This window comes from Cytobacillus spongiae (assembly GCF_021390075.1).
In genome coordinates, this window is the sequence record NZ_CP089997.1 from 1,886,209 (window position 1) to 1,911,528 (window position 25,320).

The 25,320-nt window shown below is 40.3% G+C and carries 26 protein-coding genes; 19 read left to right on the forward strand and 7 right to left on the reverse strand.

Features of this window, described 5'->3' with window-relative positions; translation table 11 throughout:
• The first annotated feature begins 284 nt into the window (after positions 1-284).
• The 7 genes from LS684_RS09535 to LS684_RS09565 all read left to right on the forward strand — a co-directional run bounded on the left by LS684_RS09535 (position 285) and on the right by LS684_RS09565 (position 4,646).
• Entirely contained in the window at positions 285-791 is a 507-nt protein-coding gene (locus tag LS684_RS09535) for a competence protein ComK (RefSeq protein WP_233811351.1), read from the forward strand.
• A gap of 420 nt (positions 792-1,211) precedes the next feature.
• Positions 1,212-1,385 (forward strand): hypothetical protein, encoded by a 174-nt coding sequence (locus tag LS684_RS09540; protein ID WP_233811352.1) that lies wholly within the window; start codon positions 1,212-1,214, stop codon positions 1,383-1,385.
• 218 nt (positions 1,386-1,603) lie between these two features.
• The gene (locus LS684_RS09545) at positions 1,604-1,975 is read left to right on the forward strand and encodes a GntR family transcriptional regulator (RefSeq protein ID WP_233811353.1); all 372 of its coding nucleotides are present in this window, start codon (positions 1,604-1,606) and stop codon (positions 1,973-1,975) included.
• Positions 1,976-1,980: 5 nt separating this feature from the next.
• Positions 1,981-2,847 carry an ABC transporter ATP-binding protein gene (locus tag LS684_RS09550; protein WP_233811354.1) on the forward strand — a complete coding sequence of 289 codons (867 nt, stop codon included), beginning with the start codon at positions 1,981-1,983 and terminating at the stop codon, positions 2,845-2,847.
• On the forward strand, positions 2,841-3,446 hold the full coding sequence (locus tag LS684_RS09555; RefSeq protein WP_233811355.1) for an ABC-2 transporter permease: 606 nt from the start codon (positions 2,841-2,843) through the stop codon (positions 3,444-3,446). Before LS684_RS09550 ends, LS684_RS09555 begins: the two co-directional genes overlap by 7 nt.
• 348 nt (positions 3,447-3,794) lie before the next feature.
• The gene (locus LS684_RS09560; RefSeq protein WP_233811356.1) at positions 3,795-3,995 is read left to right on the forward strand and encodes a hypothetical protein; all 201 of its coding nucleotides are present in this window, start codon (positions 3,795-3,797) and stop codon (positions 3,993-3,995) included.
• A gap of 117 nt (positions 3,996-4,112) precedes the next feature.
• Positions 4,113-4,646, forward strand: coding sequence for a GNAT family N-acetyltransferase (locus tag LS684_RS09565; RefSeq protein WP_233811357.1), 534 nt, complete (start codon positions 4,113-4,115; stop codon positions 4,644-4,646).
• 419 nt (positions 4,647-5,065) lie between these two features.
• Here LS684_RS09565 and LS684_RS09570 read toward each other — a convergent pair whose 3' ends face one another.
• The 3 genes from LS684_RS09570 to LS684_RS09580 all read right to left on the reverse strand — a co-directional run bounded on the left by LS684_RS09570 (position 5,066) and on the right by LS684_RS09580 (position 7,076).
• Complete coding sequence (locus LS684_RS09570) at positions 5,066-5,629, reverse strand: cysteine hydrolase family protein (protein ID WP_233811358.1); 564 nt, start codon at positions 5,627-5,629, stop codon at positions 5,066-5,068.
• Positions 5,630-5,866: 237 nt separating this feature from the next.
• Positions 5,867-6,463 (reverse strand): GNAT family N-acetyltransferase, encoded by a 597-nt coding sequence (locus LS684_RS09575; protein WP_233811598.1) that lies wholly within the window; start codon positions 6,461-6,463, stop codon positions 5,867-5,869.
• Positions 6,464-6,512: 49 nt separating this feature from the next.
• The gene (locus tag LS684_RS09580; RefSeq protein ID WP_233811359.1) at positions 6,513-7,076 is read right to left on the reverse strand and encodes a GNAT family N-acetyltransferase; all 564 of its coding nucleotides are present in this window, start codon (positions 7,074-7,076) and stop codon (positions 6,513-6,515) included.
• Positions 7,077-7,761: 685 nt separating this feature from the next.
• Between LS684_RS09580 and LS684_RS09585 the strand changes: the two genes are divergently transcribed.
• From LS684_RS09585 to LS684_RS09595, 3 genes are all read left to right on the forward strand, one after another.
• Positions 7,762-8,277, forward strand: coding sequence for a DinB family protein (locus tag LS684_RS09585; protein WP_233811360.1), 516 nt, complete (start codon positions 7,762-7,764; stop codon positions 8,275-8,277).
• Positions 8,278-8,460: 183 nt separating this feature from the next.
• Positions 8,461-8,940: an NUDIX hydrolase gene (locus LS684_RS09590; RefSeq protein ID WP_233811361.1), complete on the forward strand. Its 480-nt coding sequence runs from the start codon at positions 8,461-8,463 to the stop codon at positions 8,938-8,940.
• 33 nt (positions 8,941-8,973) lie between these two features.
• Positions 8,974-9,381 (forward strand): nucleoside 2-deoxyribosyltransferase, encoded by a 408-nt coding sequence (locus LS684_RS09595; protein ID WP_233811362.1) that lies wholly within the window; start codon positions 8,974-8,976, stop codon positions 9,379-9,381.
• 29 nt (positions 9,382-9,410) lie between these two features.
• On the opposite strand, the gene LS684_RS09600 is transcribed toward LS684_RS09595, so the two are convergent.
• Complete coding sequence (locus LS684_RS09600; protein ID WP_233811363.1) at positions 9,411-10,397, reverse strand: DUF3231 family protein; 987 nt, start codon at positions 10,395-10,397, stop codon at positions 9,411-9,413.
• 378 nt (positions 10,398-10,775) lie between these two features.
• Positions 10,776-11,951, reverse strand: coding sequence for an MDR family MFS transporter (locus LS684_RS09610; protein WP_233811364.1), 1,176 nt, complete (start codon positions 11,949-11,951; stop codon positions 10,776-10,778).
• Positions 11,952-12,050: 99 nt separating this feature from the next.
• Here LS684_RS09610 and LS684_RS09615 point away from each other — a divergent pair, with 99 nt between their 5' ends.
• The 3 genes from LS684_RS09615 to adhE all read left to right on the forward strand — a co-directional run bounded on the left by LS684_RS09615 (position 12,051) and on the right by adhE (position 15,826).
• Positions 12,051-12,563, forward strand: coding sequence for a CGNR zinc finger domain-containing protein (locus LS684_RS09615; RefSeq protein ID WP_233811365.1), 513 nt, complete (start codon positions 12,051-12,053; stop codon positions 12,561-12,563).
• Between the two features lie 290 nt (positions 12,564-12,853).
• Positions 12,854-13,081 (forward strand): hypothetical protein, encoded by a 228-nt coding sequence (locus tag LS684_RS09620; protein WP_233811366.1) that lies wholly within the window; start codon positions 12,854-12,856, stop codon positions 13,079-13,081.
• A gap of 141 nt (positions 13,082-13,222) precedes the next feature.
• Positions 13,223-15,826, forward strand: coding sequence for a bifunctional acetaldehyde-CoA/alcohol dehydrogenase (gene adhE, locus LS684_RS09625; protein WP_233811367.1), 2,604 nt, complete (start codon positions 13,223-13,225; stop codon positions 15,824-15,826).
• 285 nt (positions 15,827-16,111) lie between these two features.
• Here the strand turns inward: adhE and LS684_RS09630 are convergent, their stop codons facing one another.
• Complete coding sequence (locus LS684_RS09630; RefSeq protein ID WP_233811368.1) at positions 16,112-16,669, reverse strand: helix-turn-helix domain-containing protein; 558 nt, start codon at positions 16,667-16,669, stop codon at positions 16,112-16,114.
• A 213-nt stretch (positions 16,670-16,882) separates the two neighbouring features.
• Between LS684_RS09630 and LS684_RS09635 the strand changes: the two genes are divergently transcribed.
• Positions 16,883-17,818 carry a DMT family transporter gene (locus LS684_RS09635; protein WP_233811369.1) on the forward strand — a complete coding sequence of 312 codons (936 nt, stop codon included), beginning with the start codon at positions 16,883-16,885 and terminating at the stop codon, positions 17,816-17,818.
• Positions 17,819-18,208: 390 nt separating this feature from the next.
• Here the strand turns inward: LS684_RS09635 and LS684_RS09640 are convergent, their stop codons facing one another.
• Positions 18,209-18,694: a sigma-70 family RNA polymerase sigma factor gene (locus LS684_RS09640; protein ID WP_233811370.1), complete on the reverse strand. Its 486-nt coding sequence runs from the start codon at positions 18,692-18,694 to the stop codon at positions 18,209-18,211.
• A gap of 293 nt (positions 18,695-18,987) precedes the next feature.
• On the opposite strand from LS684_RS09640, the gene LS684_RS09645 reads away from it, so the two are divergent.
• The 5 genes from LS684_RS09645 (at position 18,988) to LS684_RS09665 (ending at position 25,302) form a co-directional block, all read left to right on the forward strand.
• On the forward strand, positions 18,988-19,536 hold the full coding sequence (locus LS684_RS09645; RefSeq protein WP_233811371.1) for a hypothetical protein: 549 nt from the start codon (positions 18,988-18,990) through the stop codon (positions 19,534-19,536).
• Positions 19,537-19,552: 16 nt separating this feature from the next.
• The gene (locus LS684_RS09650) at positions 19,553-19,879 is read left to right on the forward strand and encodes a rhodanese-like domain-containing protein (protein WP_233811372.1); all 327 of its coding nucleotides are present in this window, start codon (positions 19,553-19,555) and stop codon (positions 19,877-19,879) included.
• Positions 19,880-19,993: 114 nt separating this feature from the next.
• Entirely contained in the window at positions 19,994-20,320 is a 327-nt protein-coding gene (locus LS684_RS09655) for an MGMT family protein (protein WP_233811373.1), read from the forward strand.
• Positions 20,321-20,376: 56 nt separating this feature from the next.
• The gene (locus LS684_RS09660; RefSeq protein ID WP_233811374.1) at positions 20,377-23,568 is read left to right on the forward strand and encodes a DEAD/DEAH box helicase; all 3,192 of its coding nucleotides are present in this window, start codon (positions 20,377-20,379) and stop codon (positions 23,566-23,568) included.
• A gap of 126 nt (positions 23,569-23,694) precedes the next feature.
• Positions 23,695-25,302: a ribonuclease J gene (locus LS684_RS09665; protein ID WP_233811599.1), complete on the forward strand. Its 1,608-nt coding sequence runs from the start codon at positions 23,695-23,697 to the stop codon at positions 25,300-25,302.
• Positions 25,303-25,320: the final 18 nt, after the last annotated feature.

Genomic DNA, 25,320 nt, shown 5'->3' on the forward strand with positions numbered 1-25,320 from the left:
GAGGTGAGCTTGCCGGGTTTAAACCAAGGGACTTGCACTCTTGTTATTAGTAGAACTTTACGGAAAAAGGACACCTTTTGTGCTTTTTTTCACAAATTTGTCAAAAACTCAAATAATTAGGAAAAATTACACATATTATGGTAGATTTTGTATAGTGATTGTCATTATAATCAGATTTAGAAAAGCTGTTATTTTCAGAATGCTAGCGTGTTTGCACCAAAATGATTTGGTTTCTTGTATCATTGGATGTCAATTAAATTTGATTAGACTGGAGTCGGTTCACAATGATTAAAACACACTATGTTATTAATCCATCATTTATGTATATGATGGGTGAGTATGATCGCAATGGCTATGAATGCACATTAATTAGAGAAACGGAAAGAGATCTGATGATCAGTAATACTCCCCTCGAGGTGTTGGATTACAGTATTCGCTGTATGGGATTCAATCTCAGTGGAGCTATGGATACCTCACGAATGATTTTTGGAAATGGAAACAAGCGCCCGATTATGGTCAATCCACGCTATCACATTGTCCTGTTCCCAACGAAATCGCCGAAACACAAGGACAACATCTGGTTTAACCCATTTCACATCAAAAGAACCTTCTCCCAAAATGGGAAAACAAAAGCACTGTTTAGCAATGGAACTTCCCTTATCATTCCATCAAGAATCACATCCTTCAACCACAAACTACTCACGGCAGATCATTTGAAGAACTTAACAATAAACACGGAAAATATGCCATTCTGGCTTGTACTCGATCCTTCAGAAAGAAAAAAACGGTAAAAGAGGCGCTTTACGAAAAAGAAGAATGAAGTATCATTCAAAAACCATAGAAGCTTACGATTGTAGCGGGTTCAAACAGAATATCTCACAAGAAGATGAAAAGTCATCACAGAATAGAGAACACAAACCATTCAACCGCTAAATGACAAGACTGTTGGATTCTATAAGAAAATAAGCAGATATCACTTAATTAGAAATTAGATGCAGTATTTGATGGCGTCAGGTCCACATGCTGAATGAGAGCATGGAAAGAAGGTAGTCGATCAAGAGAAAAACAAAACAGAGTAAAGCTTTGTCGTACATACTTGAAAACTATATTGAGTGAATGGAAGTGTTGAAAGGCTATTTTCGAGTAGATTGATATTTTATACCAGGTAAGATCACCTTCTTCGGACGAAGTGTAACAGTTTGGAGGGAAGGATGCGAGACCCCTGCGAAGGCAGTGAGGTAGACGAGAACCAACAAGCGAAGTCAAGGAGATTCCGCGGCAAGCGTGTATCCTGGAGCGGAAAGCTACTCATGTTTCAAAAGCAACAATGGATACGAAAACAGCTATTAAAAATGACGACCTGCATGTGTATTGAACCTACATAACAGAAGCGTATTTCATGAATGAAAAAAGAGCGAGCATGTTTTGAAGAGTGTATTCAAGGCAGGCTCTTTTTGTTTCTTAAAAACGTATCCCACTTATTTATAGCGGAAGCAGAATGGGTGAATTTTCTGAAAAAAATGGTTGCGTTCTCCAATTTTATGTGTATATAATGTGTATATAGTATATATACATTATTTCAAAAAAGAGGAATGAATTTCGCATGCAAATCATTATTTCTAATCGTTCTAAGGAGCCGATATATGAGCAAATTACGAATCAAATTCGTGCGTCCATCTTATCAGGTGAGCTTCAAGAGGGAGCCGCATTGCCTTCCATACGCCAGCTCGCGAAGGATCTAAAAATCAGTGTAATCACGACAAAGCGGGCGTACGAGGAATTGGAAAAAGCAGGGTTTATCTACTCTATTGTTGGCAAGGGGTCCTTCATAGCCGAGCAAAACTTAGAGGTCATTCGTGAGAAAAAACTGAAGGTTATCGAGGAACAGCTGACCGCGGTCATTGCAAATAGCCGGGAAATCGGGCTTACACAAGATGAACTGATGCAATTAATGAATATCTTATATGAGGAGTGATGGGGATGGAAAATGTAGTAGAACTGCGTAATGTAAGCAAGAAGTGGAAGGGGTTCGCAGTGAAAAATGTGGATTTACAAGTGAAACAAGGATTTGTTACAGGCTTTATTGGAGCGAATGGTGCTGGGAAATCTACAACCATTAAAATGATGATGAATTTATTAAAACCCGATTCCGGTGAGGTAAAGCTATTTGGATTGGACTACCGGACTCATGAGAAGGCCATTAAAGAGCGAATAGGGTTTGTCTACGATGGCAATGTCTTTTTTGAAGGCATGAATTTAAAAGACATCAAGCGGTTTATTGGTCCTGCCTATAAGTCATGGGATGATGCCATGTTCGATCGATATGTTGACCAGTTTGAAATTCCGTTAAATAAGCCGTTAAAAACGTTTTCAAAAGGGATGCAGATGAAGGCTTCTTTGGCTATCGCACTGTCACATCATGCCGAGCTAATCATTATGGATGAACCGACTGCTGGCTTGGATCCTATTTTCAGACGGGAATTACTTGACTTATTGCAAGAGCTCATGCTTGATGGGAGCCGAACGATCTTCTTCTCTACGCACATTACAACCGACTTAGATCGAATGGCTGATTATATCTCTTTTCTCCAAAACGGCGAATTAATTTTCACTCAATCCATTCACGACGTCGCTGATAATTATGCCCTCGTCAAGGGTGGAAATGATCTATTGGATAAAGATACGGAACAGGCATTTGTTCATATTAACCGTGCATCCACAGGCTTTGAAGCTCTAACAGATAATGTCAAAGCGGTACATGATATTTTCGGTAACTCGGTCATCACTGAAAGAGCATCACTTGAGGATATTATGTATTACATGAAAGGAAGGAAGAGTCTATGTTAAATTTAATTCGACGTGATCTGATTTTACAGAAGAAGTTAATCCTAACTTTTATTCCCTTTATCGGTTTCTTTATTTTCATGGATTCACATCCAGTGCTTATTTTTCTCGTAGCTAGTATTTTCATCCCCTTTAATGCATCTGCTTATGATGAAAAAACAGAGGTCAACATTTTGTTGAATTCCTTGCCCTATACTCGGAAGGAAATTATTGCTGCACGGTATGTTGGTGCGCTCCTATTTATGATGTTTTCGATTGGGATATCGAGTCTAGCCTTATATGCCTTAAATAAACCTTTTACACTGACAGACGTCGCTATTGGAGGAGGTTCATTCCTTGTTTTTGCCGCATTAACCTTTCCATTATTTTATCTATTTAAGCCAGGCCATATTACGACAGTTATCATCTTTGGCTTTGTTTTTTTAACTGCCTTCACTCCATTTATTTTGAGGGTTTTAGCCAAGCATTCACCCGCCATCATCGAGTTTATTTCGAATTTATCGAACGAGATGTTATATACGGGAGCCACACTTCTTATTCTCTTGATCTATAGTATTTCGTGGGGATTTACAACTGTTGTTTATCAAAGGAAAGCATTTTAATAAAAAGTGTCATCGAGCAAATAAAGCAGTGAACGGCCTGCTTCTTTTGATTGCGACTCTTGCAGACTACTAAAAATGAGTTGAATGGGAGTACAGTAAAAATAGTCATGTTCTAGAAAAGCTTTACTTCGAGTGAGAGTAAGGCTTTTTTTTGCCGGTTACGTTAGGAAATAATGTAAAAACCGCTTCATTTGTGTTAGATCAAGTAGTAAAATGAAGGGGTAATAGTTAGAAAAGAATGAAAATTCATTCAAATTGATTCTCACCCCCATGAGAGAAGGATTTTGGTTAGAAGGAGATGTTTCGATGACTATTCGTCCCATTTAAACGCCGGTTCCTTCCAACCGAATGGCTGCTGTCTATTCTTCACTTGGGGCAATTGTCACAGGTACGTTTGGTGTTTCCGTATTAATTATGGGGGCGATTGCAGAGCATCTCGGTGTGAGAGCGGTATATCTTATGGCCAGTGCGCTCCTGTTCATCGTAAGTATCATTGCGTATAGCGCACGGTCTGTTATGACCTCTCCTCCTGTCAGCCAAGAGGAGTAAACCAAGAAGGGGGGCAAAGGCTAGTGAAGACTGACTTTTGTCCCTTTTTCAAAAAAAGTTAGTAAGGGGCATGTACGAGTAGGTTCGAAAGTCTGACATAGCGAAGGAGTAGTTTGAATGTTTCCTATATTAGAGACAGAGAGATTGCGATTAAGAGAAATTCAAAGGGATGATGCAGAGGCGATTTTTCATTGTTTTTCGAATGAACGTGTCGTTCGTTATTATGGGCAAGATGCGTTACAAACGATGGAAGAAGCGGAAGGGTTGATTGATTTCTTTAGAAAGAGCTATGAGGAGAAAAGAGGAATTCGGTGGGGTATTGAAATCAAGGGGACCCAAGGAATCATCGGTACAATTGGGTTTAATGCGTGGATTCCTAAACATCGGCGAGCAGAGATTGGATATGAATTAAACCCTCATTACTGGCGAAAAGGATATGCCTTTGAGGCAGTAACTAGAATCATGGATTATGGATTTACTGACTTTGGCTTAACGAGGATTGGAGCGGTTGTGTTTACCGTCAATGAATCTTCTAGTCTGCTGCTAAAAAAAGCGGGGTTTCAAGAAGAAGGCCTGCTCCGGGAGTACATGTATCAAAATGGAGAACCGCATGATACATATGTGTATTCAGTGATAAAAAAAGGGGTCTGACCTCAATATCAAAACGGAACTAGCTCATTTGAAACCTTATCCTATTTTTTCCGTAGAGGTTATCCATATTGTCTAGAGAGGGGAATTGCATTGAGCGAATTTCATAAAGTACTCAAGAAATCAAATGTTGTATTGCCTGTTTGTATAGGTATGGGATTAGGTTCTTTATTAGGTTTACTTACTTACATGAATGATTGGCTGTGATTTGAACAGTATTTTTGGTTTCAAATGATTGTAGAAAATAGCTCAGGGAAGCAACAAGATTTGCTAACATATTGGTTATGGAATTCGCAGGTTAATTAACAAGAGGCTAACACGATCAGTAGCAAAAAAGGCGTTGTGCCTTTTTTGCTGAATTTTCAAGTCTAATTCAATAAAAAATATTATGATAAAAAAACTTCCTTTATAAATGGAATCTATTATGATTCTCTGTAAGAATCATGAGTTGGAATAAATAGGTCTTCTTTTGAAGGTCTGACAATTGAAAAGTGTTCTATGTTGTAATGACCATGAAGGGTCTCATTATGATGATTAATAATTTGTTCTGCACTTAAAAGATCACTATCAGTTGTTGAATGGGCATCTGAGACTAATGTTACGTCAAAACCATTAATGGTTGCTGTTCTGACGGCACTATCTATACAATGTTGTGTTTTACAACCAACAATTACAAGATGCTCTATCCCATGAGATTCTAAATGACTTAGAAGTCCAGTTCCATGAAATGCATTCGTTGCAGTTTTATCAAAAACCGTTACATCAGTAGGTACGTTAATTTTATTATGAATTTGAAATCCTCTACCTTTACCATCGGCAACATCTAAGTCCCTAACAAATATGATTGGAATACCTGATTTCATAGCTTTATTTATCAAGAAATTTATATTGATAATAAGTTGGTCTTTATTAAAAACTGCAGGTTCTTTTTGATTTCCATCTATTAATTCTTGTTGTGTATCAATGACTAATAATGTCTGATTCAAATAAAATTCCCCTTTCAATATGTGGGGAAACGCTATATATTTTGGTTATTTAGTCGAAACCCCTTTATCATTCATTAAGTAAGCATTAATTTGTTTTTCCATCATACTACCCCCTATACTAAGTTTGACTAATTTATTTGCGAATTATCAGTCTATTAAATAGTAACATATTGAATCCAATAACTGTAAGCATTTTATCAGTTATCTTATGGGGGCATTATTCAGTTTTCACCTCTATCATTCACAGTTTATCTTTTTTTTGTAGCAAAAACATTCGTGTGTTCTTTTAAACTTTTTCTTTATGGCATCATTATCCTCACCCACGTAGTGTGCAAAGGCTCCAACAGGATGTAAATGGGGAATGTCACTTTTCATCACTCCACTTAATTCTTCTCCATCAATAAAAACGTGGAGATAGGACTCCTCCTGTTGAAAGCCATGTAATTCATACCAGTTTTTTACCCACTCGTCATCTCTAGTCCAAGCTTCAAGATAATCTAACCCTATTTCATTAGAAATTTCTTGTGACTTGAGGAGCAATTTTTTACCGATACCTTTCCTGCGAAAGTCAGGGTGAACAGCGACATGCCAAATCATCCCACCGAGCCCATTTCCCCTCGAACATACAGTTCCTTCTTTCCTCTCGTATTCAATATCGAGCAGCCCAACTATGGTATTTTCTATCACTGCAACCAGCTCTATAGAAGGGTTTTCATAGACTTCTTTTTCTCTTAACACATGATCATAATAGGCTGTATCCAAAAAAGAAAGTGTTCTGCACCGTACCCATCCATCTTCATCTTCGTTACGATAATTTCTAATTTCCAAATCGATCATTCTCCATTTCAATGAGATGCGACTTCTACTTGAATCATTTAAAAAATCAACTCTCAACTTCTATTTTCAAGGAATCTTTTAATACTTCCCATTCTTCTCGTAACATACCCATGCGAATGGAATCATAATAATTGCCGTCGTAATAGCGAACTTTTCTTATCCGTGCCTCGATCTGCATCCCTATTTTCTCACCAACTCGAATCATTCTTTCATTTCCTGACCAAGTGGTTAAACCAACTCGTACAAGAGGTAAGGTGTTAAATAGATGATGAAGCCAAAGTTTGAGAGCACGAGTGCCGATTCCGTTATTCCAATTAGCGGATTCATGTATCACGATTCCTAATTCCAACCATATGGATTGTTCATCCTCAAAATAATAAGAAACCACCCCGCATACCACTTCATTGACCGAAATTACCCACCTATTTTCCTTCCCAACCCATGTTGGTGATGTTTCCATGAATTTCTCAAATGGAATAGGGTGGTGAGGAAAGTAGGGTGCATCCCATTTCTTCCACTCTGGTGCAGCTTCTTTATAGATTAACTCCCATAATTTCTCTAAGTCTCGTGCCTCAATAGGGCGAATGACTAATTCATTATCTTTATACATACAAGTCCTCTTTTCGAAAAAATTTACATGGATGGATGGATGGATTGAAAAGAAGATGACTTTTATTACTTTTCAATCACCGTTTTAAATGGTTGTAAGTGCTTCATCATTATCACACCTTTCTTTGTATTCTTATTATTGTATCATTTTCCCAATTTCTAGCTAAGGTATCAAGTCAAAAAAGATTTTGAATTTATACATATTCTATCCCTCTCTTCCCTCAGAAGTCAGTTGTAGCAGTTTATCAGTTAAGTTGACGATCTCCTTCATTCGCTTAAAATCCAGCCGTAACCCCTCTAAGCTATTTTCTGTGATCGTTATGTTTTTCCCTGTATATCTGTACCTTTTACTGGTTTTATCAATTCATGTTTAAGTAAATATTCAATGGCTCCATACATAGTGCCTGCTGCAATTTTCACTTTTGGGTGACTTAGTTGTTCAACTTCTCTTTGCTCATTTGCAATTTACACGTGTGGTAGAGGTGTTTTTCTCTTAATGTGATATTTTCGAAGTGGTTCGCATATGATTAATTGGATTTGCGCCATTTTTCGAAAGAGAGTCGAGAGTAGTGTTCTCAGTGAATGGGAATATGGTGGGTTCAACTGTGAAAATGGCCAGAATAACAAAGGGAATTTCAGGGGAATGGAGAACTCTAATAATAGGAATAAAAGAGAGGAGTTTTACAATGTATCGTAGCTTAAGTGATTTTATGAAATCTTGGGAATATGAAGCGAGCGCAACCATGAGAGTTCTGAAAAGCCTAACGGATGAATCGTTAATGCAAGAAGTAACACCCAATCAATGGTCATTAGGTCGTATTGCTTGGCATACGGTTACGGCATTGAAAGTAATTGGATTACAGGGTGACCTGAGATTTGAAGCTCCTGGTGAAGACTGGACTGTCCCGTCTTCTGCTGATGCTATTGCGAAGAACTACTCAGAAGCATCGACTCACTTTGTTGAGGCATTGGAAACCCAATGGACAGATCAGTCACTCTTTGAAAAGGTTGATTTCTTTGGCATTCAAATGACAAAGGGGACCCTGTTATTATATTTATGTCAGCATCAAGCTCATCACCGGGGACAAATGACTGTTCTCATGCGACAAGCAGGATTAAATGTCCCAGGCATTTACGGCCCATCCAAAGAAGAGTGGACAAAAATAGGGATGGCTGAACCAAGACAATCTGTATATGAATAAGTAGGAGGGGAATGAATAATACCCGTTTGTTTTCTACCAGTGACAAATGATACGGTAGAAGAATGGTAGAATATAGGTCTCCTAAACAAACAGTAGCGTTAATCCTATGAAGGATTAATGCTATTTTTGTAGAATTTAGTTGTCTAATGACAGGAACCAATAACGATTCTAACGGAGGATGCTATGGGATACATAATGGATTTAAGAAAAAAAGTTGGTACACACCCTTTACTTATGGTCGGTGCATGTGTAATCGTCATAAATGACAAGGGTGAAATCTTATTACAGCTGAGAAAGGATAATCTTTGCTGGGGATTACCTGGAGGTTCTATGGAATTGGGTGAAAAGCTAGAAGAAGTAGCACAGAGGGAGCTGCTTGAAGAAACAGGTCTGATTTCTAGCGACTTAACCTTCTTCAACGTCTTTTCAGGGAAGGAATTTTACTATAAGTACCCACATGGGGATGAAGTATATAATGTCGTGACGGCATATATCTGCCATAATTATGAAGGTGAATTAAGGAGGGAGGAAGAGGAGGTTGACGAGTTAACGTTTTTTCGGTTAGATCAACTCCCAACAAACATTAATCCACCTGACTTTCCTGTTATTAAGGAATATATGCAAAAGGGTTGTTCGGTTTCGGTTATCAAAAAAAATGTATAGAAAGAAATTGTAGCGTTCTTTGGAGGTACAGATATGAAATACTATATAGCATCAAGCTTTGGAAACATCGATACAGTAAGGAAAGTAGCTTCTATATTAAACGAAAAAGGATTTGTTCAAACGTATGATTGGACAAAGAACCAACGAGCAAATTCATTGAAAGATTTGAAAGAAATTGGTGAACAGGAAATACAAGCCGTTCTAGCTTCCGATTTTCTTATTGTTCTAAGTCCGGCAGGTAAAGGCAGCCACATTGAATTTGGTATGGCTCTTGGAGGAGGGAAACCCATTTACTTATACTCCGAGCATAACGATATACTTGACTTTGAAACGACGAGTACCTTTTATCATGTAGATGGAGTCCAAACCTTTGTTGGTGAGTTATCATCATTTCTTGATTTTATCCTACGGGGTCAGACCACCGGTGCGGTAAAGCAATAACGCGACGGGGGTCAGACCCCGTTATCCTGTTATTCTCTTTTCGGAGCAAGAGGTGGAGTTTCCATCCAGCCTTTTTTGATGAGAAGTTTTGTGGAATCTTGGGTGAAATTTGCGACTTCTGCTGCCAATCTAGTGAAGTCCAGTCCAATATCCCGTTTCATGGAAAGGGAAACAGCCGTACCGTAATTAGCCAAGCCCTGTGAGTTTAAAAAGCTAACCATATTGAGCATCAATTTCTCAGAAAATGGCGGTTCCGTCGATGCAGTTATTCCGGTATTCCATGTATTGGGTACGGACAGATTCTCTTTTTTAAGTGCCGCTGATAAAACATCCACATGTTTGGCAGCAATTTCTCGTCCTCTAACAAACTTGTTATGCACTTCGCCCTTTTTACTAACCTGGATAAAGCTGGTCATTAATGCTTGGCCAAGACTATTGGTCATCAGATTGTAAAATATACTCGCAATTTCAATCCCGGCAATGGGACGTTCTTCTCCAATCCACCCGTTCAAGAAACTTTCTTTCTTTACGTAGCTTACTGCTTGGGGCATTGGTATATATGGAGCTCTGATCCATAAGCCTTTTGATAATAATAACTTTCTTGCATCATTTAATAATTGTGTAGCTTGAGAAACGCAATTTTCGTAAAAAGAAAAAATATCATCTCTGGCGATCGTGTTGATGGCAAGGGATGAAACATCCAATTTTCCCTTTCCTATAAACCATTGGAAGTAAAGGATAAATGGGTCTGTATAAAGCCTGGCTGCACTGGGGTTGACATCTGATTCATTGAAACTCTCTGGGACAGGAAAGCCATCTTCTTCGAACAGCTCATTCAACCAAGCCCTATTTTTCTTGCAGGAGTCCCAATTCCTTTTGTTCAACTCTTTTATTTCAGGATCTTCAACAATATGGTCAAAATACGTCAATAAACAATGATTCAGGGATTCAGCCTGGTAGGTAGACCATAAGAACCCAATTTCAGTAGCGGTCATATCGATTTGATTCTGGGCCATGTACCTTTTCACCTTCTTGTTTGCATTTTTTATAGTATGGCCTTTTTGTAAAAAAATCATGAATAACGGGGTCAGACCCCCGGTACGGTAAAGCGTTACTTCGACGGGGGACAGACCCCGTTTTGACCAGTATTAATCGGCTCGGTACTCATTGTTTTCTTTGCACTGGTCATAAATAACATACGTAATAACCGGGAATATCCTACGTTTTGGATTTGATGAAGAACGTATATGAAAGAGTATTCTTACCCGACTGTTAAAGAGTTTCGAGACGATATGACAAGCTTTTTCGAAGATAAAGGTTTTGATTGTAGTCTGTACACGCCAATAAAACCAAGCATGGCAAAAGGGATCAAGCCTGCTTCCCAATATCTGACCTTACTTCAGAGCAGGCACCGTTCTCTTTTGAAGCTGGTAAAGTCCCCCTAATAGAATCACCCCAAATAAGCCGACACATGCAAAGGTGACCCATGGAATCATTGATTCTGGTTTATATGCATTTAATAAGAAAGCTCCTGAAAAATTCCCAAGAGTCGCTCCAACAGCAAAGGATAAGTCAGAAAATCCATAATAGGCTCCGCTGTAAGATTCGTCCGCAAAATCAGATACCGATATATCAGCCGACGGTAGAACGAGGGTTTCGCCAACCGTAAACCCAACGATACAAACAATTAGCCAAATAGGATTTGGAAAGAAGCCAATACATAAGAAAGATAACGCCATGATTAAGGTTCCAATGCTTGATAAAAATAAGGCACTCGTTTTCATATAAATCCGGTTAAAAGCAGCCATAAAAATAAGCCCTGATAAGGCATTTACAGTAATAACTAGGCTTACGAGATGTTCTTTATTTGAAAGAGCAAACATATGTAAGGGCAAAGCGACCGTAAGCTGAGCATACATAAACCAAAAGAACACCATCGAAAAACAGAAGAATAGAAATCGTTTGTTGTTAAGAATATGGCGAATTCCACTGAATATTGCCCCTGTGCCAGAACCTCGTGCTTTTGTATGTTTTGGTAAATAGATGGATTGGACAATGAAAAGCACGAAGAAAATAGATGCGCTAAGTAAGAAAGGCAGGCTTGGGTCTGTGATTACGAGAAATCCGCCAAGCAGTGGCCCAGCGATCGCCCCTCCATTTAAAGCTAAATTCAAATAAATAAAGGATTTCTTTCTTACGCTTGGATTTTCTTCTTGAGAAAAAAAGGCTAAGGCAGCAGGCTCGTAGCATGCAGCGCCAATTCCAATTAAAAGTACGGCTACTGACACCTCAAGAAAAGAAGGTGCGTAAGCCAAGACAACAAATCCGATTCCTCTAAGGAATAGACCGATTCCCATCATCCGTTTATATCCCAATTGATCTCCCATTATGCCTGTGAAAAGTGGCAAAGCTCGGGAAGACAAGGTAAGCAAGGATAAGACCGTTCCAGTCTCCCATGGTGTTAGCCCAATGGAATTCGACAAATACACGGCCAAAAATGAAAATACGGCAAATCCGGCAAAATTTAAGAAGAACCCTGAAGTTAAGGTGATTTTTGTAGAAGCATTCATACGTATCCTCCGTGTAACCTTCAATATATTTTGGTGGTTACAAATAGTTTATGATATACTAGACAAAAGTGCAACTCTCAAAAACGATTGGTGGTTACAATGGATAAAGGAAATGAAAATGACGAACTCCTCCTGTTCCTCAATACATGGGAAATATCGAACGACAACAGAATCCCTATAGAAAACCTGCACACTCAAGACGATTTACAGATTTTTTCTATACGAGAGAATACAGATGCTCTACCAGATGTTCGTTTATTTCGAAATGAACTCCGACATGCCTTGGCAAGCGGCACGATAGAGGGCATGAACCAATGGATCATTCGAAGGAATGTACATACACAAATGACAACTGGGAGTGGGAAATATCGGTTAGAATTTTTCACCAACCGACATAGTATCATTGATCATATACTGATTCTCGTCTTACAGAAAGTTGAAGAAGGCCAATTTCATCGATATAAGATTTGCCCTGATTGCCAATGGGCATTTTACGACGCTTCTAAAAGCAGTACAAAGAAATGGTGTAGTATGAACAAGAACAGCTCAACTGGTAGAGCTTGTGGTACAATCGCGAAAGTAAGGAAATACCGGGAGAAAAATAAGAAATAGGCAAAAGATCATTGAGATCTTCTAAGGAGTCAGATAAACCTTGGCTACTTACTTGAACTTGTTCAATATACTAAATGGATATATTATCTCAATATAATAATTAAATGTAAGCGTTTTCAACCAATGTACGTAACGATTCTCATCCAACTAAATGAACGATCTATATACATAAGGAAATACTGTTTATTTAGAAACACGAAATGAGATTCAAACTTTGTTCAATATTTCACAAACTATTATCTTGATGATGTGTTATATTTAAATCAGAAAAGCACTAAGGAGTGATTAACATGATGGTATGTGAATGGAGAAACTTTTCAACAGATGCTGATACTTACACGCAAGATGCTTTCGAAGAAATGATCGGCGATGAATTTGAGGCAATGATGTTTAAAGATCAGGAAGAATTCCCAGCGTATATCTGGACAGTCAATTTTGTGATTATCGTCAAACGTTGCTCAAAAGCATATACAGATGTGTCCTTCGAGAAGATTCCTCGAAATCCAGTTTGTGAATAATAATGTTAACCCCTGTCGTGTAAACAACTAAGAGGCTACAACAGATGTGACATGCTTTAATTCAATCTTTTAGATAGAATCTTTTTTTTGAAGGTTCTTGTGAAATGTTTCACAATATCTTGTTTTGGAGGAGAGTTGAACATGGTAGTTAAAGAGAAAGTAGTATCGGAGCAACAAGCAGTAACAAGTGTCATTGATACGCTTGTTAGAAACGGGAAGAAAGCGCTAAAGGAATTTCAAGAATTTAATCAAGAGCAAATTGACGAGATGGTTAAACAGATGGCTCTGGCTGGATTAGATCAGCATATGCCGCTTGCGAAGCTCGCGGTTGAAGAAACCGGTCGCGGCGTGTACGAGGACAAAATCATTAAGAATTTGTTCGCAACCGAGTACATCTATAACAATATTAAATATGATAAAACAGTTGGAGTCATTCATGAAAACGAACAGGATGGAGTTACCGAAATCGCAGAGCCAGTAGGGGTAGTAGTCGGGGTAACTCCTGTAACCAATCCAACGTCAACGACGATGTTTAAAGCGCTTATATCAATAAAAACAAGAAACCCGATTATCTTTGCTTTCCATCCATCGGCTCAAAAGTGTAGCAGTGAAGCAGCGAGAATTCTTCGAGATGCAGCGGTGAAAGCGGGAGCTCCAGAAAATTGTATCCAATGGGTAGAGAAGCCATCCTTACAAGCAACGCAAACGCTTATGAATCATGACGGTGTATCAATGATCTTAGCAACTGGTGGAGCGGGAATGGTGAAATCCGCATACAGTTCAGGGAAGCCGGCATTAGGAGTAGGTCCTGGTAACGTTCCTTGTTATATAGAAAAAACGGCGAAAATCGGCCGGGCGGTCAATGACTTAATACTCTCAAAAACCTTTGATAATGGAATGATCTGTGCTTCAGAACAGGCCGTTATAATTGATAAAGAAATCTATGAAGAAGTTAAAATGGAAATGATCTCACATAACTGTTATTTCTTAACGGACGATGAACGGATCAAGGTTGAAAAGCTCGTGATCAATGAAGCATCATGTGCCGTAAACGCAGCGATTGTGGGGATGCCTGCTGCAAAAATCGCCAAAATGGCAGGAGTAACCGTTCCAGAAGATACGAAAATGTTAGTAGCAGAATTAAAAGGGGTCGGCCCTCAATATCCTCTATCAAGAGAAAAGCTAAGCCCAGTACTTGCTTGCTATAAGGTGAACAATAGCGAAGAAGGCTTTAAGAGAGCAGAGGAAATGCTAGAGTTTGGTGGGCTCGGCCATTCGGCTGTCTTACATTCAACAAACGAAGAATTAATGAAGGAATTTGGCAAGCGGATGAAAGCATGCCGCATTATCATTAACGCACCATCTTCACAAGGGGCAATTGGTGATATTTACAATGCCTTCTTGCCTTCACTAACACTCGGCTGTGGTACATTCGGTGGGAACTCCGTTTCTCAAAATGTTGGTGCTGTAAACTTATTGAATATTAAAAAGATGGCGAAAAGGAATGTGAATATGCAATGGTTTAAGGTTCCACCAAAAATCTACTTTGAAAAAAACTCAACACAGTATTTAGCGAAAATGCCAAACATTTCAAAGGCATTGATCGTAACGGATCCAGGAATGGTGAAGCTTGGCTATGTAGATAAAGTCCTTTACTACTTAAGAAAACGTCCTGATTATGTTCACTGTGAAATTTTCTCAGAAGTAGAGCCGGATCCTTCGATTGAAACGGTGATGAAGGGTGCTGAAATGATGGCAAACTTCCAGCCTGATGTAATCATTGCTCTTGGTGGTGGTTCAGCTATGGATGCGGCGAAAGGCATGTGGCTTTTCTACGAGCACCCAGATGCAGAGTTCTTTGGATTAAAACAAAAATTCCTCGACATCCGGAAGCGTCTCGTTAAATATCCGAAGCTAGGTGAGAAAGCACAATTCGTTGCGATTCCTACCACATCTGGAACGGGGTCAGAGGTTACTTCATTTTCAGTTATTACAGACAAAGAACAGAACCTAAAGTATCCGCTAGCAGACTATGAATTAACACCGGATGTAGCGATCATTGATCCACAGTTTGTTATGACCGTACCTAAGCATATTACGGCAGACACAGGTATGGATGTATTAACTCATGCGTTTGAAGCCTATGTTTCAGTTATGGCAAATGACTATACGGATGGACTAGCGATTAAAGCGATCCAACTCGTATTCGAATATTTACCGAAAGCGTACCATGATGGAAGTGATGCGCTGGCACGTGAAAAAATGCATAATGCGTCAACGATTGCCGGGATGGCATTTGCGAATGCGTTCCTCGGGATTAACCACAGCTTAGCCCATAAGCTTGGAGCCGAGTTCCATATTGCTCACGGCCGTGCGAACACGATCTTAATGCCGCACGTCATTCGCTACAATGCAACAAAGCCAAAGAAATTTACGGCATTCCCTAAATATGAGAAATTCATTGCCGACCAACGATACGCAGAAATTGCCCGTGCATTAGGTCTTCCTGCTAGAACAACAGAAGAAGGGGTAGAAAGCCTCATTCAAGCGGTCATCAAGCTTGCAAAAGAGCTTGAAATCCCAATGAGCATTGAAGCAAATGGAGTCAAGAAAGCTGAATTCGAGAAAAAGGTCGATTGGTTAGCGGAACGAGCATTTGAAGATCAATGTACAACTGCAAACCCTAAATTGCCATTAGTTACAGAGCTTGCTGACATCTATCGTGAAGCTTTCAAAGGTGTGTAAGAGTAGATAACAGTTGTTTCCAGATACCAGTCCCTTTTAGCGGGGCTGGTGTTTTTTATGTATCGGCATACGGAAGAGGGTGTTGCTCCAGACTGCAAATATACTTTTGATATCTCTTGCTAGTCCGTTCTTCGCAAAAGCTCCTTCCTTCATATGTAATTGAATTTAGTTCCATTGGAAAAACAAAAGAATATTTTCACTAACGGAACAGATTTGTGTGAGATTTAGCTTCTTAATAATGATCAGTTTTGAAAAAAGTAAGCAGCTTGTCAATAGACAGGCTGCTTACTTTTTTGGATAGTAAATTACCATAGATAATTTTGTGATTTCGTTGGTCTCATTCATATAAGTGTGATAGAGATCGCCTCGAAATTTAATAGAGTCGCCTTCTTGAATAGAATACTTATGGTTTTCAATTGTTATTGTTAATGAGCCATTTACTACGGTTATACATTCAATGGAATTTGGGGGATGGGGCTCGGCCGCTAAAATTGCATTTGATTCTAATTCTACAGAATACATTTCAAAAGGTTTCTGATCTTCATATGAAAAGTTTGGATATAACCTGTACAACCCATCTCCCTCCGTTAACGGAGTTATATCGCTCTTCCTTATGATTTCTGTGTCAGGGATTTCATACTGAATTAACGAAGTAAAAGGGATTTTTAATCCATTCGCAATCTTCCAGAGTGTAGAAATGGTTGGATTAGATTCTTCTTTTTCTATTTGTCTCAGCAGACTCTTACTTACACCAGAACAATTTGCTAAATCCTCAAGACTCATTTTCCTTTTTTTTCTAATTAGTTGTAAATTACTCGAGATAACACCATGAATATGTTCCATTTAAAATCCTCCTATTTACATTATATTGTCCATATCGTACAATATAATAAACAAACGATATAATGAACATTTTGCACACTATATTATATCACATCATACATTTACTTTTCTGCTGAAGGAAATGTGGATCGAGTAATAATTCATTCCATCAATCTCATTTTACTCAATTAAAGTGTCTAATGATCATTATTTTAGTGTAAAGGAGTGATTGATATGAAAGGACTTCATATATATTTTTTGCCTTATCTTTTACTAGGAATAATTTGGGGAACAAACTTTCTTTTTATGAAATGGGCTGCTGCCTTAATTAATCCATCACAAATTGTATTCTTAAGAGTATTGGCAGGTGTTTTTCCAGTTATTGTCTACGCTCTAATAAAGAGACAAATTAAATGGTCTCATTTTAAAAATAGTCATCATTTTTTTGTCATGTCATTACTAGCTACGACAATATACTTTTTCTGTTTCGCAAAAGGAACTTCTATTCTAAGTTCGGGAATAGCGGGGGCTCTTAGTGGTTCTATTCCAATTTTCTCTACTATTGTAACCTTTTTTCTTCTAAAAGAAGAAAAAATAAACGGAAGAAAAGTAGTAGGTATTCTAATTGAGGTACTCGGAGTTATCATAATTGCTAAGCCTTGGGTTAATGGAGACGGTAGCTTACATGTAAATGGGGTGGTATCTATGATCATAGGCTCAATGAGCGTTGGAATCTCTTTTGTATATGCCAAAAAATTTCTTTCTGACGTTAAGATCCCCACAGCTGCGTTGACAAGTTATCAAATGATTTTCGCGTTACTTACGATTTCCACATGGACTGATTTTACAAGCATAGATGCTATAAGAGAAAGTACCCCAGCGCTTATAGGTGTCATTGTTGGGCTTGGTTTTATTGGAACAGGTCTAGCTTATATTTTATACTATACCATTGTAAATCACCTGGGGGCAGTCGTAGCCTCTACGGTTACTTATATACCTCCGATCGTTGCCCTATTTATAGGAGCATTTATAGCTGGTGAGAAGATTACAGCTAGTGATTGGGGGGGAATGTTCGTGATCCTGGCCGGAGTGTATTTATTGAAAAATAGAGAGAAAAAAGGGGAGAAAAAACAAGAAATGGAAAAGGTAAAGCACGAATCATATATGTAAATGGGAAGTTCAAATAGACCAGACTTTATACCGGTACCTCCGTTTACCTTTGAATAAGCTGTTAGTGGAGTTATTTGTCAAGGGGGAAATTCAAGTTGACAACAAATTTAACGGTATTTACATAAAAGAATATAGCTATATATCTTGAGTTCGAGTTTTCATAAAACAAGTTCCTTTAATAGATAATAAATCACAAAAACAGAACTTCCCGCGTTATGTAAGCTCTGTTTTTCTGTAACGATCAGTATTAGAAGAGGTACTATAATAACACTTCAATAACATCATATATAGTGGTTATATTCACCTTAATATAATAGTAGAGCCTTCCTAAGCCATCGTCTGAAATGACGATTGCAACTGGTAGGCTCTTTTCTGTAGGTTGGTGATCGTTTAATTTTGAACTAAATGTCCTCTTAGCCTTTCCTTCGCTCCTTTTCTCCAGGCTTTTACGGCAGAGGGGGAGACGTGTTCTTTTTTCGCAATATCGAAGATGGACAGATCATGAAGGGCGGTGTATAGCACCCATTTCTTTTGGTTCGCCGTTAAGTGTTCGCAAAGGGATAAAATGTAGTGTTCTTCTAAAAAGTGTTGATTGTTGTCGCCTTCTATCTGCTCCAAGTATTCTTCCGTGGGAAAGATATTGCGTTCATCAAATTGATTTTGCCGTGACATTTGCGTTTGAATTTTGCCGCGAATAAACGAGTAGGCATAGATGTAGAAGCTCCCTTTTTCCGCATTATACCGTACATGGGCCTGCCAAAGGGCGATGAGCCCAATTTGATAGAATTCCTCTTTATTCTTGTAAATGTGTAGCGTTTGGATGATTTTCCAGATCAACCGTTCATATTTGTCCTTTACCTCTTCAAAGCTTTCCATTTGAATCCCTTCTAGGAAAGCGCGCTTACCACTTGTATTCCCGGGTAAGTTAAACATACCTCGCAAATGAAGCGCCGTCTAAAATCAATAATTGAAAGATCGATCAAAGGATGTTCGCAAAATGGACTAGAGGGCGTGAAAAAGATGAATTCACTGGTAAACGGTGACAAAACGACTGTTTCTCTATAAGATGTATCGAGATGACAAGTTTTTCTGACTATTAGTGTCCTAAAACTAAATATGGGGGATACGATTCGAGTTAACATTCCCATCATATTGGAAAATAAGCTATAATGATTCTATCCACCCAATCTATTGACATACTTGTACTTGAAGAGGTGTTGACTATTTTCACAAGAAAAATAATCGCTGCGTCTATTTCGGGGGCTATTTTTGCCGTGCTGTTAGGGCTTGTCGTACCGAATCCATTTGGAGAAGAAATCAGCTCTGTCTCCGATTATTTTTGGGGATTTCTCCATACTACTCCCATGTATTTGGTGTATAGTTTTCCGGTGATTCTTGTGTACGGCGTGCTTACCTCGATGCTAAGTGATGCCATCAGCGGATTTCTGACTCGAAAAGCAGAAAATCCTCCAATTGAACCCTATTTATCATTGTTGTTTCATCTTCTTTTTGGAATCGTTTTATGGTTTTACAGTCTATCCGCTGCGTTTTTATTTTTTGTAACCGATCGGTTGCTGCGTCGAAGGGAAGAATCGTATACGATTATGCATGCGGTCAAAAGCTTGATCTTCCCATTTGCCGTTTGGTTTAGTACGCTCGGTTTCCTATGGGCAGTCGACTTGATTAAAGATCTCTTAGGAGTTACGAATAACGGATAAAGAAAGGTGTGGTTGCATGTTATCGACCATTCAAGCGAAAGAGTTAAAGGACCAATTGGAACAAGGGCAGGACGTAATTATTGTAGATGTTCGGGCAAAAGAGAAATTTGAGGCGGGACATTTAAGCCATCCACATGCCAATGTACAGCACATACATAAGACAGAGATTTTTCATCGTGAAGGAACATCGATGGAGGATTTAGATCTACCAAAGGAAACGGAACTAATCGTTACGTGCACGACAGGCAATTCTGCTGCTAAATGTGCGGCTCTCTTGGCAGATGCAGGCTATCAGGTGAAGGTGCTCGCAGGCGGTTTAACCGCTTGGCATGAACAAAAATAAACCAGAAAGAGCCGTTTGCCGGCTCTTTTTCTCATGTGCCAGCAGAAGCTGACAGCTGTTCATTCATGGTACAATAAAGAAAATTCAATTTGAGATTCTAAAGGAAGCGTGAGTATGAAACCATTTACAGAGCGGTGTGTGCGGATGATTCAACAAATTCCTGCTGGTTCGGTCATGACCTACGGGCAAATTGCGAGACTAGCGGGTAGTCCTCGTGGGGCAAGACAGGTTGTCCGCATATTGCATTCAATGAGTCAAAAGCATCAACTCCCATGGCACCGGGTCATCAATTCTAAGGGAGAAATTGCCCTAACCAACCCTCAGAGCTTTCAAAGACAAAAGCAGGCACTCGAGCAGGAAGGAGTCATTTTCCTTGCTCCGAATCGCGTCGATTTACAAGCAAATCTTTATGAGCCTATCAATGGAGGAGAATTTTTATAAAATAAACTATTAATCATTTGAATCCAGTGATTTCTCAGTAGAAAGGAGGACGAGCCATGAATATCAAATTGAACGATCAAATCATCAAGGACTTATGTGGTGAGGTCTCCTTTAAACGGGGAGATGCTTATGTTCGCAACGGAAAAGTCCAGTTAGATTTCGTGGATGAAGCCAGCTGCCGAGGTATAGTAGAAGGAAAAGAGCCGTTCGAGGTAATGGTAAATAGTCATCCAGACGGTCGTTTTGAAGCGAGCTGCACGTGTCCGAAGCTGACATCCTTTACTAAGGAATGTCAGCATATTGCAGCTGTGCTACTGTCCCTTGCTGATCGAAAGCGAAACCATTCTCCACAAACAGAAACCATCTCTTCGCAACATGTGTTAACAGAAGGGCTGATGAGTCTGTTTCGAGGGGGTTCACGTCAACAACCAACTGCCCACCGCCTACATTTTGAAACGAGACAGGCAGTTCCAGTTGCCTTTATTTGTGAGCCTGTTCCGTATGGTACCCATGATCATCTACTGGGGATTAGCATTGTCTTAAATGGGGTGCCGATTACCAATATCCGGCCATTTTTACATCAAATAAAGAACGGGGAACCGGTTGAGGTGTCAGCATCCTTTACCTATCAGCCTGAGAATTACTGCCTTCACAGAAATTCAGATGAAGTCGTTCAGCTGTTATTCGAAATGAGCAACGATGAGGAGTTGCTTCAAGGTGACTCTGTAATCATCTCGCCCCACCAGCTGATGATCCTTCCGTCCTATTTTCGCAAGCTTCTATCAGCTCTCCAGCAGGCTGAAGAAGTCGAGCTCCGTGTGTCTGGAATGAGTATGGAAGGCATCGCTTCTTCAATTGATCCGCTGCCCTTGTCCTTTCATATGACCGAGCAGGGCAGTGAATTTCGTCTACGAGTGATCGGGCTAAGAGGGATGGTCGTAATGAATGGCTACCATTCCGTCCTTTCACGCGGAAAAATCGTTCACTTACCAAAAGATGATTGTCAGCGTTTATATGAGCTGAAAAAAATGCTAGTGGATTCCAAGACAGATGAAATTCCGATTATGCGTGAGCAGCTTCCGTATGTCATGGACAAGGTTGTTCCAGGCTTAAAGAGGCTTGGGAGGGTAGAGCTGGCTCCCCACATTCGCAAGGAGTTTATGAAAACGCCTCTAGTGGCGAAGCTTTATCTCGATCGAATCAAAAATCGTCTGCTCGCTGCGATTGAGTTTCAATATGGAGAGATCGTTCTCCATCCGTTAGAAGAGCAGGAACGTAAGGGTGCCGCTTTCGTTGTGCGTGATCTAGAGAAGGAAGCAGCGGTGATTGAAATCATGGAGGAAAGTCAATTTGCTCAAACCGAGGGTGGTTATTTTCTGCAAAATGAAGAGCTTGAATTTGATTTTCTTGTTTATCAACTGCCAAAGCTGCAAAAGCTGATGCAAATTTATGCAACAACAGCGGTAAGAAATCGGATTTTTCGCGAGTCAGCTAAGCCGAAAATCCGCGTGAAGGTACATAAAGAACGAACAGATTGGCTCAAGTTTACGTTTGAAATGGATGGCATCCCAGAAAAGCAAATTCGCGATATTCTCCATGCATTACAAGAAAAACGCAAGTATTATCGATTGCGAGATGGCTCGCTGTTATCCCTTGAGACAAGGGAGTTTCAAGAGGTTCATCAATTTATTCATGGTCTGCCAGCTGAGACGGCAGACCTCTCCACTGGCGTATCCCTGCCTATCATTGAGGGACTGTCTTCGATTCATAAAGGAGATGAAGAGCTCTTTCAGTATGATCCATCATTTCGCGCCTTTCTTGATGCTTTATCTGATCCCGGAAGACTCGTCGATGAGCTACCCTCAGGCTTACAAGCTACTTTAAGGGACTACCAAATCCAAGGGTATCAGTGGATGAAGACGCTTGCTAGCTATGGGTTTGGCGGCATTCTCGGTGATGATATGGGGCTTGGAAAGACGCTGCAAAGCATTGCGTACATTCAGTCGGAGCTTGAGCCCATTCGAAAAAATAAGCAGCCTGTTCTGATCGTTTGTCCGTCCTCCTTAACGTACAATTGGTTAAATGAATTGATGAAGTTTTCGCCTGAAATTGAGGCAATTGTAATGGATGGCTCCCCATCCGAACGGGAGCAGCTACAGCGTGTGTCTTCGAACATGGATGTTCTGATCGCTTCTTATCCGCTCGTGCGAAGGGACCTAAAGTGGTACGAGACTCAAACATTCCACACCATCTTTTTCGATGAAGCGCAGGCCTTTAAAAATCCAGCGACACAAACGGCGCGAGCTATGAAAAAATTACAGAGTCCACATCGGTTTGCACTGACAGGAACGCCGATTGAAAACTCACTTGAAGAGCTATGGTCCATTTTCCATGTTGTGTTTCCTCAGCTTTTCAAGCGGTTTGATGATTATAGTCACCTGACCAGGAAAGAGATCGGGAAAAGAATCCGTCCGTTTCTCCTTCGTCGTCTAAAGGAGGACGTCTTATCCGAGCTACCTGAAAAAACCGAAACGATGGAATATATCGAATTATTCCCAGAGCAAAAGAAGCTCTATGCTGCCTATCTAGCGAAGCTTCGCGAGGAAACATTAAAGCATCTAGACAAGGACACCATTCGCAAAAACCGGATCAAAATTCTAGCAGGTCTGACTAGACTTCGGCAAATTTGTTGCCATCCCGCGCTTTTTGTTGATGGCTACAAAGGAAGCTCTGCCAAGTTTGAGCACCTGTTTCATCTCTTAGAGGAAGCGCAGCATTCAAGAAGGCGAGTGCTTGTCTTCTCACAGTTTACAGGGATGCTTCAGCTGATCGGCAGAAGATTAGCAGAGGAAGGTGGGGACTATTTTTACCTAGATGGACAAACACCTTCAGAAGAGCGTGTAGACCTTTGCCGCCGCTACAATGATGGGGAAGCAGACGTGTTCTTAATAAGCTTGAAGGCAGGGGGAACTGGGCTTAACCTAACAGGAGCGGATACAGTCATTCTCTACGATATCTGGTGGAATCCTGCGGTAGAAGAACAGGCAATGGACCGTGCTCACCGGATGGGGCAATTAAATCCTGTTCAAGTGATCAAGCTCGTCGGAAAAGGAACCATAGAAGAGAGCATCAACAAGCTGCAATTGCAGAAGAAGGACTTGATTGATGAAGTCATTGATGCATCTGGATCCGCACATGTCTCCATAACAGATGAGGAATTAAAAGAAATACTATCCGATAAAGTTTAGTGATTTAGCATTCTGGTTTAACTGGCAGGGCATACTATTCCTATTATTTTTCATTAGGAGGAGATTGCCTTGGCGGCTAATGTATCCGTCTTTGCCTTAGGTGGACTACACGAAGTAGGCAAGAATATGTATGGAATTGAATGTGACAATGAGATGGTTGTCATCGACTGCGGCAATAAATTTCCAGATGAAACGTTGTTAGGAATTGACTTAATTATTCCTGATCTGACGTATTTAGAGGAGAACAAAGAGAGAGTCAAGGGACTGATCGTCACCCACGGACATGAGGACCATATCGGTGGCATTCCGTTTTTCTTGAAAAAAATGAATGTGCCCGTCTATGCCACCCGTTTTACGCTTGGGTTGATTGAGCTAAAGCTTCAGGAACATCGGCTGTTGGGGGAGACGGAGCTTGTCGAAATTGATTCCCAATCCACCTTGACTTTTGGAAAAATGAACACCTCATTCTTTAAAGTGAATCATAGTATCCCAGACTGTTTGGGAGTTGTTTTTGATACACCTGAGGGCACAATCGTCCATACAGGTGACTTCAAGTTTGACTTAACGCCTGCTAATAGCGAGGCAGCCGACATTTATAAGATGGCGGAGATTGGCCGAAAGGGTGTGCTTCTTCTTTTATCAGAAAGTACGAATGCGGAACGTCCTGGTGCTACTCCTTCCGAGCAAATTGTAGCTGAGCATATGGAAGACGCCTTTATGAAAGCAAGGCGAAAAGTCATTGTCTCTACATTTGCGTCGAATGTGAACCGGGTCCAGCAGGTCGTCGATGCTGCTAAAAAGACGAACCGGAAGCTAGCCCTCCTCGGTCGAAGCATGGTAAATGTAATTGGAGTCGCAATGGAACGAGGCTATCTTCAAGTACCAGACGGGATGCTCATTGATCCGAATGAGGTGCATGACTATCCACCTGAGCGTGTCGCAATCCTTTGTACCGGCAGTCAAGGAGAGCCGCTCGCCGCACTCGCACGGCTATCCACTTCCAGTTTTCGTGGAATCGAAATTTTGCCAGAGGATCTCGTTATTTTAGCAGCTGGTCCGATTCCTGGAAATGAACGAAGCGTCTCCAAGATCATTGACCAGTTATTTATGCTCGGAGCAAAAGTCATTTATGGATCAGGCGTTTCAACGGGGATGCACGTATCCGGGCACGGCTATCAAGAGGACTTAAAGCTTATGCTTACCTTAATGAAGCCTACCTATTTCATCCCGATTCACGGTGAATACCGTATGCTCCATCATCATCGCATGCTAGCAGAAGCCGTTGGTGTCGAGAAAGGTCACACGTTTCTTTTAAAAAATGGAGAAGTCGTTGACTTGGAAGATAAAATCGCTCGTCAAACGAGAAGCATTCCATCAGGAAATACCTATATTGATGGAGTCGGAATAGGGGACGTTGGCGAAATCATCCTCCGCGATCGCAAGCAGCTATCCGAAGACGGAATGCTCGTAATCGTCCTAACGATGAGCAGGACTGAAAGAAAGCTAATCTCAGGTCCTGACACCATTTCAAGGGGCTTTGTCTATGTAAGAGATGCGGAAGAACTAATTCAAGAGGTCAACCGTTTCGCCAAAAAGGCCGTAAACGACTCAGAAGAAAGAAGCCAAAACAACTGGAAAGCCTTACGACAAGAAGTGAAGAAGTCAATCGGCCAATACGTATTCAGTCAAACAAGACGGAAGCCGATGATTTTGCCAATTATCATACAGGTATAAAATGGGGTCAGACCCCCG

What these genes read in the sequence shown, in the direction of transcription:
- LS684_RS09620 (WP_233811366.1), top strand. Translation starts at nt 12,854, where the DNA reads ATGATGGTATGTGAATGGAGAAACTTTTCAACAGATGCTGATACTTAC.
- LS684_RS09590 (WP_233811361.1), top strand. Translation starts at nt 8,461, where the DNA reads ATGGGATACATAATGGATTTAAGAAAAAAAGTTGGTACACACCCTTTA.
- LS684_RS09555 (WP_233811355.1), top strand. Translation starts at nt 2,841, where the DNA reads ATGTTAAATTTAATTCGACGTGATCTGATTTTACAGAAGAAGTTAATC.
- LS684_RS09640 (WP_233811370.1), bottom strand. Translation starts at nt 18,694, where the DNA reads ATGGAAAGCTTTGAAGAGGTAAAGGACAAATATGAACGGTTGATCTGG.
- LS684_RS09615 (WP_233811365.1), top strand. Translation starts at nt 12,051, where the DNA reads ATGGATAAAGGAAATGAAAATGACGAACTCCTCCTGTTCCTCAATACA.
- LS684_RS09580 (WP_233811359.1), bottom strand. Translation starts at nt 7,076, where the DNA reads ATGTATAAAGATAATGAATTAGTCATTCGCCCTATTGAGGCACGAGAC.
- LS684_RS09545 (WP_233811353.1), top strand. Translation starts at nt 1,604, where the DNA reads ATGCAAATCATTATTTCTAATCGTTCTAAGGAGCCGATATATGAGCAA.
- adhE (WP_233811367.1), top strand. Translation starts at nt 13,223, where the DNA reads ATGGTAGTTAAAGAGAAAGTAGTATCGGAGCAACAAGCAGTAACAAGT.
- LS684_RS09610 (WP_233811364.1), bottom strand. Translation starts at nt 11,951, where the DNA reads ATGAATGCTTCTACAAAAATCACCTTAACTTCAGGGTTCTTCTTAAAT.
- LS684_RS09660 (WP_233811374.1), top strand. Translation starts at nt 20,377, where the DNA reads ATGAATATCAAATTGAACGATCAAATCATCAAGGACTTATGTGGTGAG.
- LS684_RS09665 (WP_233811599.1), top strand. Translation starts at nt 23,695, where the DNA reads ATGTATGGAATTGAATGTGACAATGAGATGGTTGTCATCGACTGCGGC.
- LS684_RS09585 (WP_233811360.1), top strand. Translation starts at nt 7,762, where the DNA reads ATGTATCGTAGCTTAAGTGATTTTATGAAATCTTGGGAATATGAAGCG.
- LS684_RS09540 (WP_233811352.1), top strand. Translation starts at nt 1,212, where the DNA reads ATGCGAGACCCCTGCGAAGGCAGTGAGGTAGACGAGAACCAACAAGCG.
- LS684_RS09655 (WP_233811373.1), top strand. Translation starts at nt 19,994, where the DNA reads ATGAAACCATTTACAGAGCGGTGTGTGCGGATGATTCAACAAATTCCT.
- LS684_RS09550 (WP_233811354.1), top strand. Translation starts at nt 1,981, where the DNA reads ATGGAAAATGTAGTAGAACTGCGTAATGTAAGCAAGAAGTGGAAGGGG.
- LS684_RS09565 (WP_233811357.1), top strand. Translation starts at nt 4,113, where the DNA reads ATGTTTCCTATATTAGAGACAGAGAGATTGCGATTAAGAGAAATTCAA.
- LS684_RS09535 (WP_233811351.1), top strand. Translation starts at nt 285, where the DNA reads ATGATTAAAACACACTATGTTATTAATCCATCATTTATGTATATGATG.
- LS684_RS09560 (WP_233811356.1), top strand. Translation starts at nt 3,795, where the DNA reads ATGGCTGCTGTCTATTCTTCACTTGGGGCAATTGTCACAGGTACGTTT.
- LS684_RS09635 (WP_233811369.1), top strand. Translation starts at nt 16,883, where the DNA reads ATGAAAGGACTTCATATATATTTTTTGCCTTATCTTTTACTAGGAATA.
- LS684_RS09645 (WP_233811371.1), top strand. Translation starts at nt 18,988, where the DNA reads ATGATTCTATCCACCCAATCTATTGACATACTTGTACTTGAAGAGGTG.
- LS684_RS09630 (WP_233811368.1), bottom strand. Translation starts at nt 16,669, where the DNA reads ATGGAACATATTCATGGTGTTATCTCGAGTAATTTACAACTAATTAGA.
- LS684_RS09650 (WP_233811372.1), top strand. Translation starts at nt 19,553, where the DNA reads ATGTTATCGACCATTCAAGCGAAAGAGTTAAAGGACCAATTGGAACAA.
- LS684_RS09595 (WP_233811362.1), top strand. Translation starts at nt 8,974, where the DNA reads ATGAAATACTATATAGCATCAAGCTTTGGAAACATCGATACAGTAAGG.
- LS684_RS09600 (WP_233811363.1), bottom strand. Translation starts at nt 10,397, where the DNA reads ATGGCCCAGAATCAAATCGATATGACCGCTACTGAAATTGGGTTCTTA.